The organism is Cytobacillus sp. SAFR-174, assembly GCF_051964675.1.
Lineage (GTDB): Bacteria > Bacillota > Bacilli > Bacillales > Cytobacillaceae > Cytobacillus.
On record NZ_JBQCMZ010000002.1, the window covers coordinates 1 to 18,716 of the forward strand.

Sequence of the window (18,716 nt, forward strand, 5' to 3'; positions counted from 1 at the left end):
TTAGACATAATAAATACTCCCCCATAAGCAGCCAGATTTTTATTTTTTAATCTGTCTACCTAAAGGGGAGCATATCATGCCGGAATTGGGTTTTTCTCTGGGCAGAGACCAAAAATTTTCCTTGCCTTTCATAAGTATTTTAAGCGGGCAGAAAAAGCCATTAAAAAATATAACAGCTTATTTACAATCAATATCATTATCCTCTATAGTATATTGAATCCAATTTTTCTCAACAGGCTTTCAGACAAGGAATGCTATTTTTGCTGTTCATGATGAAGAGGAGGACATATCCAGGTTTGAAAGCCAATTATTAATGCTTTAGACTAAGGATATGGAAGATTTTTGTTATTTTAGGTTTAGTAGTCTTATTTAAAAATAGAAAAAGTACTTTTGATTACTAGCAACTTTTATAAATGAGGTGTAGGTAATGGAGCTGAAAAAATATAAAGTTCTATTATTTGAGAAAATAAAAACGCAGATTACAGACTGGTTTGAAAATAATCTGTCTGAGAATATAAAAAAAGAAGAGGTATACAGGTTCCTGCATTCCATAAAGGGCACTGCTGGAACACTGCAGCTCACCGGGCTCCATCAGCTGGCCGATAATCTGATCTTGGATATTGAAGATATGGATGAAAAAGAGGATTGGGATAAGGAGGCTTTGCGAAATTATCTTTTCGATTTAATTGAGATGAGCTATGAGTATGAGCATTTCGAAAGTACATTAAAGCAGCAGGCTCCGATAAGGGTGGAAAATGCCCCTCTTGTTCAGCTGATTGATGATGATATTTCCATGCTGATTCTTCTGAAAGATGCACTCGAAAGCAGGGGCTGGATGGTTATTGCCAGTACGGAGCTGGAGGTTGCAGCAGAGCAGTATTATGACCATCGCCCAGATTGTTTAATAGTAGATATTAATTTGGAAGGGGAAAGTGGTTTTAAGTTTTTGGAAAGTTTACAGAAACATACTCGAAATAAGTATGTTCCAAAGATTATGATCAGTGTAAGCAATGATCGGGAAACCAGATTAAACTCATATAAAATGGGTGCAGATGATTTCATCCCCAAGCCGATTGACATAGAGGAATTTCTATTAAAGATAGACAGGCACTTAGCAAATAAGAAATTATTTGATCAATCTGCAATGATAGATGAATTAACCCGAGTTTATAATAGAAGGTTTTTTGAAGACAGTTTAGCAGTATTTATGAATGAATTGGCCAGAAATCATCGGACCTTTTCACTGGCGATACTTGATCTTGATTTTTTCAAAAACATTAATGATACATATGGCCATCCGGCAGGTGATACAGTCCTTGCTGAATTTGCAAAGTACTTAAAAGAAAATGTCCGGCAAACAGATTATGTGTTCAGATATGGCGGCGAGGAATTTGTTGTCTTATTCTCTGGCGCTTCAGATATCGAAAGCAAAATAGCCCTTGAAAAGATTTTAAAAGGGTTTTCGGAAAAGAGGTTTGAACAGTGCGGCAATTCATTTAGCGTTACTTTTTCTGCAGGAGTTTTTATGGTCGATCAGCCGGGGATAGAGAAAGAAACGATTGTAAGGGCTGCTGACCAGGCTTTATATGAAGCCAAACAAAAGGGAAGAGCAAGAGTGGAAATAGGTAAAGCCGATCCTATTGCAAAGCATAAGAAAAAGCTTTATGTCTCCGTTATTGATGATGACTCGATTATTAGAATGATGCTCACTAAGGTTCTCAGCAATATGGAGTTCGATCATGCAGACCTGGATATCCAGGCATTTGAAGACGGGCGGAAATTTCTGCATTCAAATCGAATAGAAGAAAAGGGGCCGCATTTTCTGGTTCTGGATGGGATAATGCCTGTAATGGATGGCCTTGAGGTTATGCAGGAAATGAAAAAGTCGAAGAGAGCCAAGGACATTCATGTTCTTATGCTGACAGGGCGAAAAAGTGAGCAGGATATAGCACGTGCATTGAAACTCGGAGCTGAAGATTACGTGACAAAGCCATTTAGTCTTACAGAACTGGAAGCTAGAATTCAGCGTTTAATTAAGAGGCTGATCTAAATGCTGAAGAATGAAATATTCTTCCTCGGTCTATTAGCTGCTGTCATTTCTGGATTACTGCTTCTCATTCTGTTGTACCTTGTCATAAGAAAATGGCTGGAAGATCGAGAGCGCAGAAAAATTAATGAATGCATTGAAACCCTTAGCCCGCTGATCTTCGAATTTATCTCAGAAGGAGAAATAAGCCGGCACCTTCATTTGGATAATGATATAAAAAAGAAGGCTGCAGAAGAGATTTTGTCTAAGTTCGCAGCCAATTTAACAGGAGAAGAGGAAACGGGAAAACTCAGGGAGTTTGCTGACAGGAATCTGAGAAATTACTTTCAGAGACAGTTGAAGAGCAGAAGGTGGAGTACTAGAATGAACGCACTCTACACTATCGAAGATCTGCATTTCATTGAGTTACAGCCTCAAGTTTTGGAATCAGCTATAAAAGAGAAAATATCACATGATGAAAGGGTACAATCCTTGAGAATACTTGCGGCATTTCAATTCGAAGGAATTCCTGATCTACTTCTGTATAATAGTGAAAATCTATCGGACGGTGAATTAAGGAATATCATCCTCCGGCTGAATGAAAACTTGTTCAGTCTTTTAATTTCAGATTTCCATAGTGCTGCAAACCCATTGAAATACGCCATTATAGATTCTGCTGGAATAAGAAAAGAATTAAGATACTTACTTTTCATTGAGTCAGTCTATGCCAGCTATGATGGGGAGACTCGTTTAAGAGCAGTAAAGGCACTTTCTTCACTAGGGATGGTTAAGGATATATCACCCTATCTGGACTTGCGTCATTCCCGGGATTGGAAGGAAAGGATGATGGCTGCGAAGCTCTTCGGTTCATTAAAGGAACCTGAACTCATGCCATATTTGCTCGACCTTCTCCATGATCGTTCCTGGTGGGTGAGATCTCAGGCTGGGCAATCCATTATGATGTTCCCTCGCGGAAAAGAAGAATTGCAGATTGTACTGGATACCTCGGATGATTCGTATGCAAGGGACATGGCCTGGGAATGGATGAACAAAGGAGAATTTGGTTGATTATGGCTTTTATGTGGGGAAATATATTGGTCGGATTTGCTGCATTTATAGCAGTCTTTATGGTGCTGGTCATTAGTTTCTATTCAATTATTTTAGTAATCTCAGTTTTTCAGCTAAGGAAGGAATATTTGCTGAACCGAAACCAGACATTTGACGAGTATATGAATGAATCTTTCGCAAAACCGGTTTCCATCATTGTACCAGCATATAACGAAGAAGCGGGGGTTGTTGCCAGTGTACGCTCCCTTTTGAGTATAGACTATCCTTCTTTTGAGATTATCGTTGTCAATGACGGTTCAAAAGATGACACCATTGAAAAAATGATTACACATTATCAAATGAATGAAATTAATCCAGCTGTCAGGAAGCAGGTTGAAACAAAGGCGGTTAAAAAAGTTTACCAGTCCGCTTCTCTTCCAAATCTATTTTTAATAGACAAAGAGAATGGAGGAAAAGCTGATGCGCTGAACGCAGGAATTAACTTTTCCCATTTTCCTTATTTCTGTTCATTGGATGGAGATTCTGTACTGGAAAGGGATGCTTTCTTAAAGGTAATGAAGCCTATATTGGATTCTGATGGGGAAGTGATTGCTTCGAGCGGAAGCATCCGCATTGCGAATGGCTGTGAAATACAGGACGGCAATATTTTAAAGGTTGGCTTAGCCAGGGAACCTTTAGTCATCATGCAAATAATCGAATACTTAAGAGCCTTTTTAATGGGCAGGATTGGATTAAGCCGGCATAATTTACTTCTGATTGTCTCTGGAGCCTTCGGTGTTTTTTCCAAGCAATGGGTCATTGATGCGGGAGGCTATAAAACCAATACAGTTGGCGAGGATATGGAGCTGGTAGTAAGGCTCCATAGACTTATCAGAGATAAAAAGCAAAAGAAAAAAATTGTCTACGTCCCAGACCCTGTTTGCTGGACCGAAGTTCCGGAATGCACAACATACCTTAGAAGACAAAGGCGAAGGTGGCATCGCGGATTATTTGAAAGTCTGTGGACACACAGGAAGATGACCTTTAATCCAAGATACGGCCCTATAGGGTTTATATCCTTTCCATACTTTTGGATCGTAGAGCTTTTGGGCCCGATAGTTGAATTATTGGGATACATTTATGTGGTTATTTCCTTATTTTTAGGTGGTATCTATCTTGAGTTTGCCATCCTGATTTTTCTGCTATCGTGTTTATATGGTTCACTTTTCTCCATGGCCGCCGTTTTGCTTGAGGAATGGAGCTTAAGGAAATTTCCAAAAATCTCTGATTTAATCAAACTGTTTTTCTATTCATTGACTGAAACGTTATGGTACCGGCCTTTGACGGTTTTTTGGAGATGTGAAGGAATATGGCAGCTGGTCAAAGGCGATACAAGCTGGGGAGAAATGAAAAGAAAAGGTGTTTCCGGATGAGACAAATTACCAAAGGGCAAACAGCCGTTTTTCTGTTTGTTCTTGCCGTGCTGACCGTTGTTTCCAGTCCTTTCTGGTCATGGTGGCTAAAGCAGGATCAAAAACTGAATGTGTTTATTTTGGACAAAACAGTGCCGGATGACTCTTATCGGGAGCATAAGGGACTTATATGGATTTTAAATAATGAAAAATATATCAAATCAGATGGGGATCGATACAGTATTGAGGCTGATTACAGCGGCTTTAAACCAGGAACGAAAAATGAATATACTATTAAGCCATTACCGGACAATCTTGAAAAATATCAGGTTCTTTACCTTGCAGATACGTATGGGGTTTATGAGGAAGAATTCTATGGAAGCAATCCATTGGGAGAACGGTCTTCTAATCTATATGGCGGGCTGCAGGAGGAGGAGGTTATCCAGCTGGAGGAAACTTTAGTTTCCTCCAAAGGTAAAACACTCATTGCAGAATTCAATACGTTTGCAAGTCCTTCATCAGATGAGGCCAGGCATCGATTGACCAATTTATTGAATATCAGCTGGAGCGGGTGGATTGGGAGGTATTTCCCTGATTTATCGGGCAGTGAGGTTCCTATATGGGTAAAGGAAAACTATGGAGACGGAAATTGGGGTCATAAAGGTCCCGGTCTCGTATTTGTGAACTCGAATGATTACGTTGTGGTTGTCGAAGAGAGTGAAATGGAAGGTAAAGGGGTTGAGTTCCGCCTTACTGAGAACGGCGAGGATTTCTTCGGAAAGAAGGTGGAAGCGCCCTATCGATATTGGTTCGATGTGATCGAGGCCAGAAATGCGGATGAAGTACTGGCTGAGTATTCATTGCCTCTTACTAAGACAGGAAAAAGCAAGCTGCAGAATGCCGGTATCCCTGACACATTCCCAGCTGTTATTCAGCACAGCAACGCTGCCTATTCTTCCTATTATTTTGCAGGCGATTATGCAGATGAAGCAGAAGTTCCAACTATTTATCAGACGAGAGGACTTGCCAAGTGGAAAGAACATTTTAGTGCCAATGATTCTTTTTACTGGGAAGCGTACGTCCCTATGATGAAGAAGGTGCTGCAGGTTAAGCCGCAGCTGGCAAATAGCAAATTCACCCCGGAAATAGATGAGACCAATGGAATACAATTCAATAGCCAAACAAGTGAAGATTATATTCAAATACTGAAAAATGGCACCTGGGAGGATCTGCTAATAAAAGGGGTCAATATGGGAATAGCCAAGCCTGGCAATTTTCCCGGGGAAACAGGAATTACTGAAGCTGAGTATTTCCGATGGTTTAAAGCAATAGGTGATATGAATGCCAATGCTATCAGGATATATACTTTGCATCCGCCGGCATTTTATGAAGCGTTTCATAAATATAATCAGATTGCAGAAAAACCATTATTTCTATTCCATGGTGTCTGGGTCAATGAAGAAACACTGGTTAAGGAGCAGAATGCTTTCTCAGATGCTGTAACAAAAGATTTTAAAAATGAAATGGAGAAAATGATTGATATTATTCATGGAAATGCTGTCATTGAGGAGAGGCCGGGGCATGCATCAGGCGAATATAAATTTGATATCTCACCATATGTGCTTGGCTTTATGGTTGGTATTGAGTGGGATCCTGAAGCGGTCAAAGGCACGAATGATAAACATAAGGGCCTTCAGCAATTCTCCGGTGAATATTTCCAGACAGCTGATGCCAGCCCGTTTGAAATCTGGCTTACTGAATTAATGGACTATGCCGTGAATTATGAAACCGCGAGCTACGAATGGCAGCATTCAATGAGTTTTACCAACTGGGTAACGACCGATCTTCTGGAACATCCTTCAGAGCCGTCGGTTAAGGAAGATATGGTTTCTGTAAACCCTAACCATATACAAGGGACAGATAGGTTTCACGCTGGCCTTTTTGCCTCTTATCATGTATATCCATATTACCCTGATTTCCTTAACTATGAAGAGAAGTATGTCAATTACATCGATTCAAAAGGGGAAAAGAATAATTATGCAGGCTATCTTCATGATTTAATCGCTGTCCACGAGATGCCAGTTATAGTAGCGGAATTCGGAGTCCCTTCGTCCAGGGGGATGACCCATGAAAACGTTGGGGACATGAATCAGGGATTTCACTCTGAGGAGGATCAGGGGAAAATAAACAGCCGGCTGTTTGAGTCCATTGTTTCTGAAGGTTATGCCGGAGGTCTGGTGTTTTCCTGGCAGGATGAATGGTTTAAGCGAACCTGGAATACGATGGATTATGATAATCCTGACAGGCGTCCATACTGGTCCAACAGGCAGACAAATGAACAGCATTTCGGCCTGCTGAGCTTTGAACCAGGTAAAAATGAAGCTGGAATATATGTGGATGGCATTACAGGTGATTGGAAAAAGCTGAACGCTAAACCTGTTTACAGTTCTGGCCGCAAGAATTCTTACTTGAAGGATATGTATATTCGTTCTGATGAGGAACACTTATATATCCGGCTGGATTATAACCATCCTATTGACCTGGAGAATGAGACCACACGTATACTGATTGATACCATTGCAGAGCAGGGACAGACTTCGATCCCGGTTCTGACAGGAAAGGTCAAAACGGACTTCGGAGTTGACTTTATGGCAGAAATAGGCGGACAGGATAAATCCAGGCTTCTAATAGATAGCTATTATGATACTTTTTATTATCATTATAGCCATATGCTGAATATGATTCCGAATGAAAGCTATGCCAATAAAAAGGATAATGGAGTCTTCCACCCTATCAGGTTAGCACTGAATAAGGAATTAACTATTCCATCCACTGGGGAAACGAAATCGTTCAAATCCTATGAGACAGGCAATTTACAGTTTGGGAATGCAAATCCTGCTCATGAACACTTCAATTCATTAACCGATATAAGCATTAGCAGGAGTAAAAAAGTAATGGAGATCAGACTTCCGTGGGCATTGCTTAATATTAAGGATCCAAGCCAGAAAGAGATAGTTGGGGATGTATGGAGAGAAGGTCTCACAGGCAGCCAAACAATTGAGGGATTAAGAATTAGTGCAGTGTCGACGGACAGAGAAGGTATCTTGGATTCTTTTCCAAAGATGCAGGATGGAGTGCTCCAAGGAAAAGATTCTGCCTATTATTCTTGGGAACTGTGGGAGGAGCCAGATTACCATGAAAGGCTTAAAAAGTCCTATCATATTATGAAAAAATTATTTGACTCCGTAGAGTTGGGAGAGAAGTAAATGAAAAAGATATTGATTGCTGAGGATGAAGAAATTCTGCGCATGCTTATTGCTGACACTCTGGAAGATGGGGACTTTGAAGTCGATGAAGCTGAAGATGGAGAAGAAGCCCTGAAGCTGCTGGAAAAAAAGGAATATGATTTGGTCATCCTGGATTATATGATGCCTGGACTTACCGGTCTTGATGTCATCAGGAAAATCCGGGGTGAGCAGGCTCTTAACAAAGATGTGAAAATATTAATGTTATCTGCCAAAAGCCAGCAAAATGAACAGGAAGAGGTTTTAAAGGCAGGGGCCGATTATTTCATGGTTAAACCATTCAGCCCTCTTCAATTATTTGAGAAGGTTGGAAAAATAGTAGATGAAGCTTAATCATTTTATAAAAAAGAGCCTGACCAGGCAGATTGTTGCGCTTATGGGAGTATTCGCCCTTCTCTTTCTGGCGGGAACCAGTATTTTAATTTTGCTGCAAGAGCAAATAAACAGCTCTTATTACAAAGAACGCGAAAAGCTTGTAAAAAAAGAAGAAATTGTTCAGCAAATTGATCATAACTTCAATCTCGTCTTTTTTGATGTCAGAGGCTACTTCGCCTTTGGGAATTCTGAATTAAAAAACCAGGCTGCTGCCTTAAGGCCGCAGATCAGAAAACTTATCAGTGAATACAATGGCATTGCTTCAACCAATGAAGACAAAGCCTTTGGGAAGGAAATGGATGAATTTGCGGATTATTATTTCATTGAAAGGCTTCCCGTTTCCATCGAATATTTTGAAGCAGGCCGTATGGAAGAAATCATTAAAATGGCAGATTCCGGTGCTACTGCAAGGATTAATTCCTTTCAGGAAGATATTCAGGTTTATCTGCAAAATTTGAATGATGAGCTGAACGGCAGGGTACAGGATTTAATCCAAAAACAATCTTATATTCAAACAGGTTTTTTTCTTTTTCTTGTTGCCATTCTGGTGATCCTGTTTCGGATGATCCGCATTATGTTCAAGCAGGTAGGACAGCCGCTTACTCAGTTTGCCAATGCTGCAGAAGAAATTGCCAAGGGAGGAAAGGCGGAACTGAATGTAGGGCAGGATCGTATGGATGAATTAGCAGTCTTGTCTGTTGCCTTTCAAAAAATGGTGGTGACCCTGCAGGAAAAAGAGCAGGATTTGCTTGCTCAAAATGAGGAGCTTCTTGCTCAGCAGGACGAACTTCAAGCACAGAGGGAAGAATTGGAAGATGCCCTTGGAACCATGCAATCAAATGAGATAAAACTTGAGCGCCGGAATGAATTGATTAATGGCATCTCCAATTCGCTGCAAAAACAGGAAGTGCTGGAGAGCATTGTGATGAATATGTCCAATGTCATTGAAGCGGACTGCGGGATCATTGTAATGCTTGAAAATGATGAATCTGCTTCATTTGGCATTTCATCTTTGGGAGTAGAACAGTTCAAGAATCATTTGAGAAGCGGATTAATTGAGAGGCTGAAACAAACAAAAGAAGGTTTTGCTGTTAAGAGACAATTGCTTCAAGAAGAGAAGGGCTACCATGTAAGAACCGTTTTCGGCTATGACCTTTATTTGCCGGTTATTTCTTCAAATCAAGAGGTTACGGCTGTCATGGTGTTCACCAGATACGGGTTTCCTTTTGCACAGACGCATATGGATGAATATTCGGCACTATCAAAACAGATTGGGCTGTCGCTCGATAAAATCAGTTCTTATGAAAACTCTGAAGCTAATAGAAAATTAAACCAGGATATCCTCAACACTGTAAAGGAAGGTCTGCAGTATGTTGACAGGGACGGCTGCATCCTGCAGGTCAACAAACAGCTTTGCGAAATGATCCACTGCGAGGGTGGGTTTGAAGGGATTGTTGGACTGACCTGGGATAAATGGAGCGTACTTCTAAAACAGCAGGTAGAGGATGAAGATGGTTTTACCGAATTTATCTGGCGGGCCTTTAATGGTGAAACATCCAGCGGGGAAACGTTTGTTTACAAAACAAAGGATAGTGGGAATGTCTTCCAGATGTACTGTGAAGATCTTTATCAGAATAATGAGTGTGTTGGAACTGTATTGGTGCACAGGGATATTACAAAAGAATTTAAAGTAGATGAGATGAAATCCGAGTTTGTCAGCACCGTCAGCCATGAATTGAGAACACCGCTTGCCAGCATTTTAGGTTTCTCGGAGCTGCTGCTGAACAGGGAGCTCAAGGCGGAAAAGCAGAAGAAATATATGATGACAATATTAAATGAAGCCAAGAGGCTTACTTCCCTGATCAATGATTTTCTTGATGTTCAGCGGATGGAATCCGGCAAGCAAACGTACGAAAAAAAATATATAGAGCTTCTCCCTATGATTGAGAAAGTAATAGATAATCAGCAGGTGCAGACGGATGTTCACAATATTACATTGGAACCATTTTGTGGAAATGATGTCATTCTTGGTGATTCCTGCAAAATCGAACAGGTTTTTTCCAATTTGATAAGTAATGCCATCAAGTATTCTCCATCTGGAGGCACAGTAAATATAAGGTTATACGAGGAAAACAGCCTGCTTCTTATAGAAGTGCAAGATCAAGGACTGGGAATTCCGGAAAATGCAGCTGCGGATATTTTTAACAAATTTTATAGAGTGGACAATTCAGATCGACGCCGAATTGGCGGAACTGGGCTTGGGCTTTCCATTGTTCAGGAAATAGTAAAGGCTCATGATGGAAATATAAGCGTCAAATCAAAATACGGCGAAGGAAGTACCTTCACTGTATCCTTTCCAGCTGTCTATAAGCCTTCCCATGGACTGGATGAGAACATTCATCAAAGCGGCACACGCTATGAAGTGCTGGTCATTGAAGATGATCAAAGTCTGGCAGAACTGTTTATTCAGGAGCTTACGGAAAACAATTTGCATGCGAAGCATTTCAATAACGGAAGGGATGTCCTGGCTTATTTGGAAAATCACCTGCCTGATGCGATTGTTTTGGATATCATGCTTGATGAAGGGCTTGATGGATGGAGTGTTATGAAGATATTAAAACGAAATGAAGTGTTAAGTCACATTCCAATTATTATTTCAACTGCACTGGATGAAAAAGAGAAAGGCCTGTCACTGGGAGCTCATGAATACCTAATAAAGCCTTACCAGGCGGGAAGCCTGTCGATGGCCATTATGCAGACACTGCTTAAGGTGGGGAAAGCCGGTCAGATACTGGTTCCTGAGAATTCACCCGGTGATTAAAACATCTGCTCTATTATATAAGATTTTCTCCTGCTTCCAGTAGGAACGTTAAAACCTGGCTAAAAAGAGGCCGGGTTTTTTTTATGGTATGCTGGCAAATCAGTGATTTAAGAAATAAAGCACTGTAAAAGAAAATCCCTTTATTTAAATGTTCCTTACTTCTGATTCAATAAAAAAATAACAAAAAACATTAAATATTTATTGAAAAACAATAAATAATAGATTAAAATCAAAATGAAAATAAGAAGTGAGGTGCTTTTTATGGAAAAGGTAACAACGTTGTTTTTAAAAATAGCCGTTATTCTATTAGGAGTCCCTATTTTAGTTTTGTGCATTGTTCTTGTGCCTGAACTGGGGAATGTTGCAGGTGAATTGCTGCCTGAGTTTGCGTTTATCAAATATCTGGTATACATCGTATTTTATGGCTCGACTATTCCCTTTTACTTTGCGTTATATCAGGCATTCAGGCTTTTGCGCTATATTGACAAGAATGAAGCTTTCTCTGATTTATCTGTCATAGCTTTGAAGAAGATAAAATATTGCGCTATCATCATCGCCGGTTTGCATGTGGTGGTACTGCCGGTCTTCTATCTTTTTGCAGAGATAGACGATGCCCCAGGTGTCATCTTCGTCGGAATGGTGGTTCCTTTTGCATCGATGGTTATCGCAGTGTTTGCGGCTGTTCTCCAAAAGCTGCTGCAAGAGGCAATCGAGATAAAATCAGAAAATGATTTAACGGTTTGAGGTGAGAACATGGCGATATTAATCAATGTTGATGTAATGCTGGCAAAAAGGAAAATGAGTGTAACAGAACTTTCAGAGAGGGTAGGAATCACCATGGCAAACCTTTCTATTTTGAAAAATGGAAAAGCAAAAGCGATCCGGTTTTCCACTTTGGAGGCCATCTGCAAAGCCCTGGATTGTCAGCCGGGAGATATCTTGGAGTATCGCAGTGATGAATAAGAGGATGGGGGGACAGGTTCATCGTCCCGGTTGGGACAATAACCTGTCCCCTTTGTCCCAATGAAAGGGGGATTTCAAATGCAAATGACTATTCGAAAAATGGAAGTTCAGCCGTTGAGGTCACTGAAACAATTGTTTCGTTTCGGCTGGGAGCAGGCTTTGTCCTGTGTGTTTCCTGTTGTCATTTTTGCTTCTTTGGCTTTGACCAACGTCATACCGATGCCTTTTCTGCCGCGGTATGACTGGCTGCTGATCATCTGTCTTCTGATGCAATGGGTGATGGTGCGATCTGGCTTAGAAACGAAGGATGAATTGAAGGTTATCACGATGTTCCACATAATTGGGCTTGCACTGGAACTGTTTAAGGTACATATGGGCTCATGGGCATATCCGGAGGAGGGGTATTCCAAAGTTTTTGGGGTTCCTTTGTACAGCGGCTTCATGTATGCCAGTGTAGCAAGTTATCTTTGCCAGGCGTGGAGGAGGCTGAAAGTTGATCTGATCAAGTGGCCGCCATTCCTGACAGTAGTGCCTCTCGCCGCTGCCATTTATTTGAATTTTTTCACCCATCATTATTGGATCGATATCCGCTGGTGGCTGTCCGGTTTGGTGATCATTATGTTTTGGAAATCCTGGGTCCGTTATGAGGTCGGCGGAAAGGCTTACCGAATGCCTATTTCACTTTCCTTTGTGCTCATCGGGTTCTTTATATGGGTAGCTGAGAATATTGCCACATTCTTTGGAGCGTGGGAGTATCCCAATCAGGCGGAGGCCTGGAGTCTTGTTCATCTGGGAAAAGTGAGTTCCTGGCTCTTATTGGTAATTGTCAGCTTTCTTATAGTTGCGACACTCAAGCAAGTGAAGGGGAAGAATTCGGCAGAACAAGCAATCGGTCTGAAACTGCAGTAGAGATATTCAGCTAGCATGTGATCTGAATCTGAAGTTTTACCATTTGGATAAAATCCTAATTCCAATTAAGGATTGATCGCTATTTCCTTTTCGGCCTGAAAGGTTTTTAAAAGTAACAAAATGTTTTTTTTGTGCAGTCTAATATGATATATTAAGCTCACAGGCCATAACATATGGGAGGGGAATAATCTGATCAATCAAACAGAGGTTGATTATAAGAAGAAAATATCTGAAGACATACTCAGCAAAAAGCATGAATTAATCAGGCAAAAAATAGATTTAAAATCCAACCAGATTTCTGAATCAATGGCTTCCAGATTACTTGAATGGCGTGAAAATCTTGTCGGGATATATGCACAATCAATCGCAAGTGATATAGAGACAACTTATCAGGTTCTTAAAGAATGGGGAGATGAAGCTGTAGACACATTGGTGAATTATAATCTCCCAATAGATATAGCACTAAAGGAAGTCAGGGATTATCGAAACCTCATTGGCCATATTATCAGGGACGATGCATCCCAGCTGGAACTGACAATAGAACAGTTTTATGAAATAATTTCAGACTTTGATTCTGTGGTGGATCGAGCCGTTCATTGGCTGAGTATTTCATATTCAAAGAAATTCTACACACGTATTAATTTAGCAGAAGCTGCTGCATTAGAATTATCGATTCCAGTAATTAAAATTACTTCGAAAATTGGAATCCTGCCTTTGATAGGAGATATTGATACTCAAAGAGCCCAGGAATTAATGGAGAAAGCTCTTACAAAAAGCAATGAGTTCTCTTTGGAGCATATCATTATAGACTTATCAGGTGTTCCTGTTGTGGATACCATGGTGGCAGACCGAATCATAAGGGTTGTAGAATCTTTAACTCTTTTGGGTGTTAAAGCTACATTAACAGGAATCAGACCTGAAATTGCTCAAACATTGACTCACCTGGGAATCAATATTTCTCACATTGATGTGGCCACAAGTCTTCAAAAGGCTTTACAGAGCTTATTGAAGATTAAACTTTAAAAATAATAACCTTTTATATAGATCGCATTATAATAGGCTTGTCTTGGAAGATAAATTAATATAAATACTGTTATTTACAGGGATTGCAGGAGCAGTCCTTTTTTTGATTGGACCATTTCAGGCAAATTCACTCCGAATATCCTCTGATTTTATCACTCCACCGATCTTCTTTATTAAAACCTTTAGCTCTTCCTGGTTAGATAAATTATTAATCACTCTTCTGGTTCTTAACGAATATTAAGCTCTGACAGTTTTCATCTAGCTATGAAAGGGGAAAGCTGGCTTTCTCAATAGGTAGAAGCCTATTCCAATTCCCAGATTTAGAATAGACTGTTAGGGAAAAAGTCTAGGGAGGAGAAAAAATGCATACCCAATTGAACAAAGGAATTCAGTCAATTCCAGTTGAAGAATTTAGGGGGCCATTAGGATTCACCAGGATTAAGGACAGAAGGGTGTTTTAAATGTCTATTGTCATAAATCTGTATTATCTAAAGGTTAACAGTATCTCCGGTAATGGTTCCATTACAGTCGGTGAGGCCACCCATAATAGCCACTCTTCCAAAAATAAATTACAAGGGCTGAATTCCTCTTATGGAGATTTGTCTCCGACGGAAGGAATGATGGAGAATATCTATATTGATCCTGATGTGAATGATCAGACAGAAATCGGCACAAGCGATAATTCTTATGTGAATCAACCAAGACCGCCTATGCCGCCAGTTTATTAAGAGGAGGTAAAGTATGCCTTATCAAATAAATATCCTAAATATAAAGGTAAATGGTGCTACACAAAATGGAAATATTGATATTGGACCTACGGTGCATAACAGTCATACCGCTAATAGCAAGTTTATTGGAGCAAATTTTTCTATGGGTGATTTTTCACCAACCACGGCAGTGTTAAATTCCGGAAACGTTGACCCTGATGTCAGCGACCAGGATCAAATAGCTAATCCATCTGCACCGATCACGAATCAAATATAAAGGAGTACAGGGATGGATATAGAAAAAATCAGAAAGTGGCTTGAGATTACGAATGAATATCAAAATAGTCATTTTTGGACTAGTGTCCTGCAGAACAAATATGTTAATGAGAGCCGGCATCGGGAGGAAGCTTTTCCGAAATGTGATATTTATCAGAATGAAAGCTATAACTTTGTTATTTTCGAAATTCCTGGTTTAGATCCATCCGAAATTTCCCTGAATTTAATTTCAAGCAAGCAGCTGAAAATCTCGGGACATGTAAAACGATTCTATCCCGATCAAATAGTAGTTAAAAGAGAAAGAACTTATGGGGATTTCCAAAGGACGATTGAACTTCCGGAACCAGCCGATCCTCAATACATGCGTACAGAGATTCAAAGTGGAGGCCTGCTTCAAATAGCGTATCCGCGCGAAGTGGAGAATATATATTTTCCACAAAGCTAAATCTATGACCTGAAAAAAGATGACATCCATACGGGTGTCATTTTTAATATATCATTTTTATAATTTTCCTTTTTTACCTTGGGATGTGTGCTCAGTAAGTAAAAACGAAGCTTTAACTTCATTAAATATGAAAATACAGCTGGGCTCAGGGCATATCCGAAGGAGGATTTTTCTAAAGTGTTTGGAGTTCCTTTGTACAGCGGCTTCAGCCATGCCAGTGTCGCAAGTTATCTATGTCAGGCTGAAGAAGGATGAAGGTTAAACCTATAAAAATAAGTAATTCATCCTTCTCATGCTGTGAGGAAGCTATTCAGCGGTATCAGCCGAATTTCCTCTTTTCACCAAATACAGTGCGGTAATCCAGGAAGTAATGGGAATCACCATTGTTACCCCAATTCCTGCACAGAAGATTGTAATCATCTCCCCGCTGAAAATCTTTGAATTGATAATTTCACCCGGTGAATAGGATAGGTCTTTAAACCATATCAAGAGTGCTAAATATCCGCCGAAGAAGGCGAAAAATAATGTGTTGGTGCTTGTTCCGAGAATATCCTTGCCGATGCTGATGCCGGCTTGAAATAATTCCTTTCTGCTAATGTCCGGGTGATGATAATGAATTTCCCTCATTGGGGAAGATATGGCCATAGCAGCATCCGTAATGGCGCCAATTGTACTCATGATGATGACAGACGCAGCCACTTTAACAAAATCAACCCCAATATAAAGGGAAAATATGCTCAACTCTTCTATTTCCTCTTCACCAAATCCCTGAATCATGGCTTTTTCTGCAATGATGACAATGAACACAATGAGAACGATCGTAGTCATGATTGAAGCCAGAAAGGCGGTTATCGTCTTAATGTTCACTTCATTTATAAAAAATAGATTGACGCAGCCAATAAAGGCACAGGCAATTAATGTAACGGCTATCGGATTGATGTTTGGATCGTTCATAAAGAAAAGCACGAAAATGATCACTCCAAAGTTGAGGAAGATCGCAAAAAATGATCTGGCTCCTTTTTTGCCGCCTATAAGGGTCATCAGAATAAATAATATGGCTGCCAGCACTAGTATTGCATTCATTTTCGTGCCCTCTTTCTATTAATGAAATATATGGCAGTATACAAGCCAATCGGAATGGTGATTACGATTCCAATTCCTCCGGCAAGTGCCCGGGCTAATTCCAGTGAAAGGTTCATGGATAGGCTGAACCCAAGCGGTGAGTCATTTTTTATATACAAAATAAGCATCGGAAGGGAACCGCTGATATAGGCGAAAAATAAAATATTCGTCATGGTGCCCATAATGTCTTTGCCCACTTCCATTCCAGAGCGTTTAAGAGCCTGCAAGGGAATGCTGTTATTCTTTTCATATAAGCTGAATAGGGAAGATGACATGGTAATGGCTACATCCATAACCGCTCCTAACGAGCCGATAAATAATCCGGCTAAGAACACCATCTGATAGGGCCTGGTTATAAACTGGAGCTCTTCGTATCTTAGCCCCTTCCCGCCAGTAAACCATATGACCAAATAAGTGATCAACAACGACAAGAATGTAGCCGCAAGCGTTGCAATAATCGCAGCATACGTCTTTTCATTAAAGCCGTTTACAAGTAAAAGGGAGGTAACGGTAAATAAGATGACTGCTGCGCTGCATATCAGCAGCAGGCTTATTTCCGGATTCTTCAGATAAACATCCAATGCATAGGAAAGCAGCACAGCATTTACTGTCAGGCTGATGATGGAAAAGAAACCTTGCTTTTTACCGACAAAGAGCAGTATCAGGATAAAAATCCATCCTGTTAATAGTATGTAATGATCCCGCTTCAGATCAAGGATATCTCCGCTTAATTCTGCAGTACCTTCTTTTTTCTCCTTTATGGACACAAATAGTTTTTGGCTGCTTTGAATTTCATAATCATACGCTTTGGACTTTGAATACTGATTTGTTATGAGAATATACTGTCCTTTTGCCTTTCCATTTGTTATTTCTGCTATAATCCGCTGTTCATATACACGGTCTTCATTATCGTAAATATCCGTAACTTCTTCAGAGTGAACAAGTTTGACTTCCTTTACTTCAGCTATTGTGCGTTCATAGAAAGAATCATTGTTTTGGACAAACAGTATGGAGGCAGCTATGCATATTGCCAATATGATATAAAAATAGACCTTATTAATAGGGGTGTTTTTCAAAATAAACCTCCATAAGTGTAAAAATAGAAGACCTGTGCAACGGAATAAGGATATCAGTAACTTTTTCGGATAGTCAAGTTTCTCTCTGTTCTGGAGGAGAGACTTGTTACTCAAAAAAAAATCATCCAAAAGGATGAAAGAGCTGATTCGTGTCATTATTTCTTTTGTACATTCAACATTTCATTTTGCTGTTTCTCTTTTTTCTGGTTTTCAGCATCCTTTTTGAAAGCCTCCATTGCTTTATAGAAAAGCAAAGTCAATTTGATCACCCCCTTATTAGCATGTATCCCCTCTATTTTCAAATAAAACTAAGAATAACAAATTGATAAATTTTGTCAAAAAAATTGACGGAAAAATATTGACCAGTGTGGTCAATTTTGTTATTTTTAAAATGACCACATTGGTCATTATTGTGAAAGGAGTGCAATATAATTAATACTACTTTTTACAGCTTAAAACCCGATAAACAGAAACGGATTATCAATGCGGCCATGAAGGAATTTGTAAAGAGCGGCTTTGAAAAGGCATCTACAAATGAAATGGTAAAGGATGCACAAATAAGTAAAGGCTCATTGTTTAACTATTTCAGCAATAAAAAGGATTTGTACTTATTTTTAATTCAGAATGCACTAAACATCATTGAACAAATCTATGTTGAAATAGACATGAATGAAAGGGACATTTTTGAAAGGATCAGCCAGATAGGGTTTATTAAATTAAACATTCAAAAGAAGTATCCCCTTGTATTTAATTTCTTGAAATCCCTGCTTGAAGAAGATGCGCAGGATGTAAAATCTGAAAAAAATCAGCTCTTGGCAAACATTCAAAAAGATGGCTTCAAAAGAATCTACGAAAACATCGACTGGTCAAAGCTTCGGGAGGATATAGAACCTGAAAAGGCAATGAATATCCTGAATTGGACCATGACTGGTTTTGCGGAACTGCAAATCGCCAAAATTAAGTCATTTGAGGATATCGGTACCGAGGTGTTTAACGAATGGGACAGCTATAAAGAAATTTTAAAGAGCTGTTTTTATCGCAGTCTAACGGGCAGTAAGACCCCACTTCAAGACTCAGAGGAATCAAAGGATGATAAGTGGGGGTCAAACTGCCCGTAAAGGCCCGATTGGTGAGATACAGTGAAACTTGCCGACGCGCAGGTAGAGGCTTAGTTGAACCAATCGGGTTCGTAGTGTCGATTGATCGAAG

At 39.9% G+C, this 18,716-nt stretch carries 16 protein-coding genes and 1 pseudogene; 15 read left to right on the forward strand and 2 right to left on the reverse strand.

Going from position 1 to position 18,716, the window contains the following annotated elements; translation table 11 throughout:
• The first annotated feature begins 427 nt into the window (after positions 1-427).
• The 14 genes and pseudogenes from ACTHRG_RS02195 to ACTHRG_RS02260 all read left to right on the forward strand — a co-directional run.
• A complete protein-coding gene (locus ACTHRG_RS02195; protein ID WP_139325620.1) occupies positions 428-2,050 on the forward strand; it encodes a GGDEF domain-containing response regulator in 1,623 nt (540 codons plus the stop codon).
• On the forward strand, positions 2,051-3,094 hold the full coding sequence (locus tag ACTHRG_RS02200; RefSeq protein WP_076258683.1) for a HEAT repeat domain-containing protein: 1,044 nt from the start codon (positions 2,051-2,053) through the stop codon (positions 3,092-3,094).
• 11 nt (positions 3,095-3,105) lie between these two features.
• On the forward strand, positions 3,106-4,506 hold the full coding sequence (locus ACTHRG_RS02205; RefSeq protein ID WP_076258735.1) for a glycosyltransferase family 2 protein: 1,401 nt from the start codon (positions 3,106-3,108) through the stop codon (positions 4,504-4,506).
• The gene (locus ACTHRG_RS02210) at positions 4,503-7,751 is read left to right on the forward strand and encodes a hypothetical protein (RefSeq protein WP_076258686.1); all 3,249 of its coding nucleotides are present in this window, start codon (positions 4,503-4,505) and stop codon (positions 7,749-7,751) included. Before ACTHRG_RS02205 ends, ACTHRG_RS02210 begins: the two co-directional genes overlap by 4 nt.
• Complete coding sequence (locus ACTHRG_RS02215) at positions 7,752-8,123, forward strand: response regulator transcription factor (RefSeq protein WP_076258688.1); 372 nt, start codon at positions 7,752-7,754, stop codon at positions 8,121-8,123.
• On the forward strand, positions 8,113-10,986 hold the full coding sequence (locus ACTHRG_RS02220; RefSeq protein WP_440230475.1) for an ATP-binding protein: 2,874 nt from the start codon (positions 8,113-8,115) through the stop codon (positions 10,984-10,986). Before ACTHRG_RS02215 ends, ACTHRG_RS02220 begins: the two co-directional genes overlap by 11 nt.
• 261 nt (positions 10,987-11,247) lie before the next feature.
• Entirely contained in the window at positions 11,248-11,730 is a 483-nt protein-coding gene (locus ACTHRG_RS02225) for a DUF2975 domain-containing protein (protein ID WP_076258693.1), read from the forward strand.
• 9 nt (positions 11,731-11,739) lie between these two features.
• A complete protein-coding gene (locus ACTHRG_RS02230; protein WP_076258696.1) occupies positions 11,740-11,949 on the forward strand; it encodes a helix-turn-helix domain-containing protein in 210 nt (69 codons plus the stop codon).
• 114 nt (positions 11,950-12,063) lie between these two features.
• Complete coding sequence (locus ACTHRG_RS02235; RefSeq protein WP_175609103.1) at positions 12,064-12,858, forward strand: DUF817 domain-containing protein; 795 nt, start codon at positions 12,064-12,066, stop codon at positions 12,856-12,858.
• 306 nt (positions 12,859-13,164) lie between these two features.
• Positions 13,165-13,881 carry an STAS domain-containing protein gene (locus tag ACTHRG_RS02240; RefSeq protein WP_083675350.1) on the forward strand — a complete coding sequence of 239 codons (717 nt, stop codon included), beginning with the start codon at positions 13,165-13,167 and terminating at the stop codon, positions 13,879-13,881.
• Between the two features lie 461 nt (positions 13,882-14,342).
• The gene (locus ACTHRG_RS02245) at positions 14,343-14,609 is read left to right on the forward strand and encodes a spore germination protein (RefSeq protein WP_076258702.1); all 267 of its coding nucleotides are present in this window, start codon (positions 14,343-14,345) and stop codon (positions 14,607-14,609) included.
• 13 nt (positions 14,610-14,622) lie between these two features.
• Positions 14,623-14,865 carry a spore germination protein gene (locus tag ACTHRG_RS02250; RefSeq protein WP_076258704.1) on the forward strand — a complete coding sequence of 81 codons (243 nt, stop codon included), beginning with the start codon at positions 14,623-14,625 and terminating at the stop codon, positions 14,863-14,865.
• 12 nt (positions 14,866-14,877) lie between these two features.
• Positions 14,878-15,309 (forward strand): Hsp20/alpha crystallin family protein, encoded by a 432-nt coding sequence (locus ACTHRG_RS02255; protein ID WP_076258706.1) that lies wholly within the window; start codon positions 14,878-14,880, stop codon positions 15,307-15,309.
• 141 nt (positions 15,310-15,450) lie between these two features.
• Positions 15,451-15,581, forward strand: a pseudogene (locus ACTHRG_RS02260) (DUF817 family protein); the annotation flags it as partial.
• Between the two features lie 34 nt (positions 15,582-15,615).
• Here ACTHRG_RS02260 and ACTHRG_RS02265 read toward each other — a convergent pair.
• The gene (locus tag ACTHRG_RS02265) at positions 15,616-16,392 is read right to left on the reverse strand and encodes a YibE/F family protein (protein WP_076258708.1); all 777 of its coding nucleotides are present in this window, start codon (positions 16,390-16,392) and stop codon (positions 15,616-15,618) included.
• Positions 16,389-17,507: a YibE/F family protein gene (locus ACTHRG_RS02270; protein ID WP_076258711.1), complete on the reverse strand. Its 1,119-nt coding sequence runs from the start codon at positions 17,505-17,507 to the stop codon at positions 16,389-16,391. The genes ACTHRG_RS02265 and ACTHRG_RS02270 overlap by 4 nt, the downstream gene beginning before the upstream one ends.
• Positions 17,508-17,986: 479 nt before the next feature.
• Between ACTHRG_RS02270 and ACTHRG_RS02275 the strand changes: the two genes are divergently transcribed.
• The gene (locus ACTHRG_RS02275) at positions 17,987-18,625 is read left to right on the forward strand and encodes a TetR/AcrR family transcriptional regulator (RefSeq protein WP_286148577.1); all 639 of its coding nucleotides are present in this window, start codon (positions 17,987-17,989) and stop codon (positions 18,623-18,625) included.
• Positions 18,626-18,716 lie beyond the last annotated feature (91 nt).